This window comes from Shewanella sp. 11B5, assembly GCF_002836795.1.
GTDB lineage: Bacteria > Pseudomonadota > Gammaproteobacteria > Enterobacterales > Shewanellaceae > Shewanella > Shewanella frigidimarina.
This window is the reverse complement of the sequence record NZ_PJAP01000512.1, coordinates 1-5,767: the sequence shown is the minus strand read 5'-3', so window position 1 is coordinate 5,767 and position 5,767 is coordinate 1. Positions and strand designations below refer to the sequence as shown.

The following is a 5,767-nucleotide window of genomic DNA, read 5'->3' as shown; positions in this document are numbered from 1 at the left end:
TAGAAGATTGTGCTCGGGCAGAAAAATAATCTTCATTGAGCAAGTTTTCTACACCTAGTGATAGTTGCCAATTATTGAGTTGATAGCTACTGGTTAGATTCACTACATTATAGTTTTCTATAGGGCTTTGAGATCCAATATATGCGCCATCAACTGGCTCAAATCGGTCACGGTCACCGACATACATGTAGTTAATGCCGATACTAGCTTCTTCAACGGGCTGCCAACTAATATAAGCTGTTAATTTAGGGGGGGATATGGTGCCACCATCTATATAAGTATCGGTTTCGGTGTCTTTACCTTCAACCCAACTATAGCTTAAACCTGTATTGAGATTATTTAACACTTGATAATCAACTTGCGCTTCATAACCCCAAATTTTTTGTGGTGCGCGTACGGGTAAGTAAATGCCTGTTGTTGCATCAAAGCTGTTACTTGTGCCTAATTCTGATTTACTTCGGTAGGCGGCAATTTCATAATTCAGATCACCAAGTTGACCAGAAAAACCGATTTCATAATTATCAACAATGGATGATTCAGTGCGGATTAATGCAATATCATCGACTGTGGCGGTTCGTAAAAGACGACCAATATCAGAAATATCTGCACCTTGGGAAAAGCTCATGAACGGGTTAAATAACTCGTTCATATTGTAACGCAAGCCAATATTATAGGTGGTTGAGTTATATGTTAATTCTCCGCCTGTGACATCAAAAGGTATTGAGCAAGTACTTGGCGTTCGGCAAAGTTTTAAAGTTTGATAATCATCGACCGTTAAATCTACACTGTCTTGGCGGATACCGGCTTTAAAAACCCAATCATCGGCAATAACAAACTTAGTTTGTAAATAAACGGCTAAGTTACGCATGTCCATTTCAGGCACCCAAATTCGGCCGTCTTCTAATGGTTGTGAACTGATGTCTTGCAGCGCATCAATACCGTAAATAAAGGTTGATTCAACATTATCCCAATCAACTTGGGTAGCAAAGTTAACACGTAGGCCTTTCTTCTCTGACTTGATGAATGATTGTCCCCCTTCGTAACCTTCGCTTAGGTTAGCTAGTGCACTTGAAAAGAAAAACATGTTTTCAATTTTTTGCAGATAACCATCAACGGTTAATTGGGTGTTAGTGAATATCTCTTGGTCGACGAATTTTAACATTAGGTTATGATTACCGCGCGGTCCTTGAGGTACGCCCAGCTTTGCTATCCCAGTAGGGTTTTCTATCGAGTAAGTTTTTTCGCCAGTGTTAGCATTGCCAACAACATCTATGTAGTCAGACTCTTGTTGGGCTTCGTAGTAGTTATAAGTCAGTTGAATCGACTTATCGTCGTCAAATTGGTAGCCAAGTTTGGTAAAATAGTTGTTGGATTTAGTTTCTGATAAACCATAGACTAATCCGATAGCATCACCTTCGGAATCACGTTCAACACCTGTTTTTTCGGTAATGGCACTAAATACGTAACTGAAATTATCAACCATGCCGTCTATTGATGTATCCACTCGATAACCGGCACTGTCTTGTAATTTTACCGCACTAAATTTACTGGAAGCCCCAACCTTCACTCGTGCTTTATCTTCACTGGCTCGTTTAGTGATGTAGTTGATGATGCCGCCTGAAGCACCATTGCCATAAATTGAGGTCGCTCCTTTAATCACTTCAATACGCTCAATGACCCCTGCATCGATAGAGCTTATGCCTAATTTTCCATTTCGTAATGGGGTAGATTGTGGCACGCCGTCAATCATGACTAGTGCGGCACGACCGCGTAAGTTTTGTCCCGAGTTACTCGATGTGCCAGTGCTTGGCGCTAACCCTGGAACGCGAAATGCGAGTAAGTTTTGTAACTGCGAAGTCATTAACATGTCTTGTGCGAGGGTTTGTTGCTCAATAAGCGTGACTGAAGAAGGGACTTCCTCTATCCGTTCAGCAGAGCGACTGCCAGTAATAATCATTCGCTCCATTGAAGCTTGGTTTTCTGTGGCTTGTGTTGAAGATTCTGCATTGGCATGAGTTACGGGGAGTACTAATAAAAATAATGCACAATGTGTCGCAATAGCCAATTGGCTAGGCTTAAATAACATAGGTATACCGATTAACAAATAATGAAAGGTAGTTAATGATATTCATTATCATTAACTAGTACACATTATTTACATTTTTTACTTTTTTGCATTAAATCAGTTAGATATTAATAATTCATTTAACTAAGGGCTGCAGATCTTCATTATGAATTTCACTGCTGCTTGTCGTCATTGTATAAAAATCTGACCGCGTGATATGTCGTTGCCCTGTAGGAGTAAGCGATAATGCAGAAAACTGAAACCATAAGTTCAGTTAGAAGAGACCTGTTAAGCAGTCTTGCTTATTTTATCGTAAAAAGTTTGCAACAAGTGATTCGTGCATAATGACGATATAACCTTGCTGTACATGGTTGTATAAAGTAAATCGTTTTGTTGGGCGGATCATAACCGCCAAAGATCAGCAGCACCTGGTGCGTTTTAAGCGTTTAGCCTAAATTTTTCACACGTTAGTACTAGCTGTTCTCGTTAGATACGATAGCAATCGAACGGTTTGCCGGATTAAAAATGGTCTTTAACTTGGAATCTGAACTCCCAAGCGTTGATGTCGTTGCCCGTAGTGATCGGGACGGCAATATCAACATGGGCTACGTTACCGTAACTGGATTTAGAAGAGTAAATCCGTGCGCCAATACCAATACTACCAATAGGGCCATCAACTTCGTTTTGCTCATCTGGGCCACCGCTTGCTTGACCTATATCGGCAAAAACAGCCCAACCTAACTCGGCCAGTTGATATAAATTGATGTTTGGATAGTATCGGATTTCACTCGTGAGCAACCATTGATTTTCACCATGTTGGTAGTCGTTGGGATATCCCCGTACACCGGTTTCGTCGCCAAGAGCAAACGTTTGATCAAGATAGTTATTGTGTGAGGTTGCGATACGCGCCTTGGAATAGGCTGTCCACTTAGGGCTGATTTGGTGGAAAAATTCAGCGGCTAAACCGACATTATAAAAATCTTGTTGGCCAGTTTGAATATCCGTTCGAGCATTAAGGGTCATTAGCAATAATTGATTGTCTTCCTGCCAACCGCGACTGCTTGAAGCCGTTACGTGATAACCCACAGCAGCACTGTCGGCAACGTCATTGGTTTCCAATCCTAAACTTACAGTGTGGTGCCAACCTAAGTTAAAGTCTTCGTTATTATTAATTAGATGAATATTGTTCAGCACTGTGTATTGGTCTTGCAGGTATTCGTAGCTGATCCAAGGGTAAATAAACTCACGATCAAACGGTAATGGTGAAATAGGGTAATCGTCGATGTTATTGAATTGATGTTGGTCTTGGGTTATCCCTAGGCTAATACGGTGCAATTGATCTGGCGTTTTATCGACTAACCAACCAAATCCAACGTTAGCATAATCAATAACATGTTCAAATTCGTTAATGTCTTGGCCATTTTGTCTTATGGTGTCGATGCGGGTATCTGTTAACCATGACAGGGCGTACATGTTTTGAGTGTCTAGAGTATAAAAGGGCTTATTAAAGGCGATAGCAGATGCTTGGCCGTCACTGTTGTCGTAAAAATCGACCGACACATTACCGTGTTTAATCCATCTTACTGGAGCATCAAAGGCAAACTTATATCCGGTGCGGTCGGCACTCGATTGGTATTTTATTTTAGTTTTAACCCCTAAACCCAGTAAGTTATCTTCCTTCATACCAAACGAGTATTTAGTGTCGCCGCCATTTTTACTCAAACTGACTGTTGGCAGTAATGACCAGTTATCCCAGGTTTCGACTAATACTACGTCTTCAACGTTGTCGTCGGCTAGTGGATCTTTTCTGGCAATGTTGATATCTGCATCGCGAATGTAAGGTTCATAGCGCAATAAGCGCTGCGCTTCTTCAAGATCTTTTTGAGTAATTTTTTCGCCTTTTTCAAAGCTTAAGCTATTGAGGATGGTCGACTCTTTGGTATTAATATGCAGATAGTTTGCCCAACGGTGAAGGAAAATAGCGTCCGGAGCTGACTCATCAAAAATAGGATGACTAACAATTACAATGTTCGCGACTTTTTCGACATCATGCTTATTGATTGTCGATGGACTAGAGGGCGTAGTGACAGAGTCATCGTTGGCTTTTAACTGTGCCGCACTGTCAGCAATAGTTGCTTGAACAGCAGGCGAAGAAAGCAGGATGACGAAAAAAAATACTGCCATAAATATGATTGGCATAGCTTCGTCCTTATTTTTATTGTTATGTTTTTTGAGAGGTCTGTAAGAATAGAACTATTGTTTTCAATATGAACTTTTTATGTTGCCTCTTTGTTTCATATCATACCTGAATAACATAATAGTCAAGCATTTAGCTTGAATAAAAATTTCATTAATCCATTTAAATTGTATGGGTATTTGAGTTGTTAAAAAATAAGGGCAGCATTTATAGCTGCCCTTTAATATCGATAGGAAGGTAATGTTAACTTGTAAGATTTATAACGAACGGCGAGGGGGCACGATAACGTTAGCAAAAATAAGCCCAGCGATTAAGGACATAAAAATTAAGAATATTTGTGAGCCCAAATGGGCTTGATTGAGCATGGTTTCGCCCGAAATTAATGCATTGAGACCAATATAGGTTTTGCTACCAGGAACGAGAATAACGATACCTTGCAGTAACGCAATCGACACAGGCGCTTTCATCCAACGCGCATACAGATTTGAATAGATACCCACGGCTAGTGCACCGACAAAAATACCAATAGACTCACCTAGATAAATCCCACCTAGCATGGCAGAGAAAAATGCCACAATGCCAGCAAATATGCCCCAAGGAGAGTCTTTTAAGCGTGCTTTAAAGATAATAACCAACGACATGGACAGTAACGGCACCGCAGACCAAATAGCCCAACGAGGTAATGGTATTGGTTCGACATAGATAGTTTCACCAAAGATAGCTTTACCAATGGTCATACCAAGCACGGCACCAAAATACAGTTTAAATAACTGCATCACCGCATCCATAATACGTGCCGTACCAGAGATTAAATCTCGGGCGGCAAGTTCTGCTAAGCCGAGAGTGAGTGCAAGACCGGGAACAAAAATAATAATCCCCGACAAAATGGTTACGGGTAAATTGATACTCGGGTCTAATTGCGCAATCCCCGATGCCAAGATAGCGCACACTACCGCTGCCATCGGTTCGAGCATTTCTGCGATACGTTTTGAGCGTTCGGCCCAAAAAACTAAGCTGTATACCAGTAAACCAAAAATAGCTGACCAAAAAACGTCATGCCAACCGGTACCCATTAACATGGCGAAGGCACCCGCGCTTGAACCAAAAGCTAACAGCGTCAGTTTATGGCCATAAGGATTGGGTTTATTGGCGATTTCTTCTAAGCGTTCTAATGCTTCTTGTAAGGTTCGCTGTCCAGAACTGAGCTCTTCAACCAACTCAAAGGTACGAGCTAACGAGCCTAAATCTAAGTCGCCAGGTTTAACGCGTGCAACGTGATTGTATTCTTGCTCAGTGTCATGTTGGAGTACAAATGTCATCGATGTTGGCGATATTAAAAAATATCCTTCAATACCAAGGGTATTACATACCGTTTGCAAATGGGATTCTAAGCGATACGCAGGAGTACCAAATTTGTGCAGGTACTTACCTAATTTAATGATAAATCTACGTTTTTCTAAAAAATCCTGATTATCCACTGGGCAGTAGTCACTCTTGTTAAGGTA

3 protein-coding genes are annotated in these 5,767 nt (G+C 41.0%); all 3 read right to left on the bottom strand.

Features of this window, described 5'->3' with window-relative positions; genetic code table 11:
* Positions 1–2,086 (bottom strand): TonB-dependent receptor (locus CXF78_RS12065; RefSeq protein ID WP_102036928.1); only part of this gene is annotated, 2,086 nt, incomplete at its 3' end.
* A gap of 498 nt (positions 2,087–2,584) precedes the next feature.
* On the bottom strand, positions 2,585–4,264 hold the full coding sequence (locus CXF78_RS12060; RefSeq protein WP_102036927.1) for a ShlB/FhaC/HecB family hemolysin secretion/activation protein: 1,680 nt from the start codon (positions 4,262–4,264) through the stop codon (positions 2,585–2,587).
* A 255-nt stretch (positions 4,265–4,519) separates the two neighbouring features.
* Positions 4,520–5,740: a threonine/serine exporter family protein gene (locus tag CXF78_RS12055; protein ID WP_011635884.1), complete on the bottom strand. Its 1,221-nt coding sequence runs from the start codon at positions 5,738–5,740 to the stop codon at positions 4,520–4,522.
* Between the last annotated feature and the right edge of the window lie 27 nt (positions 5,741–5,767).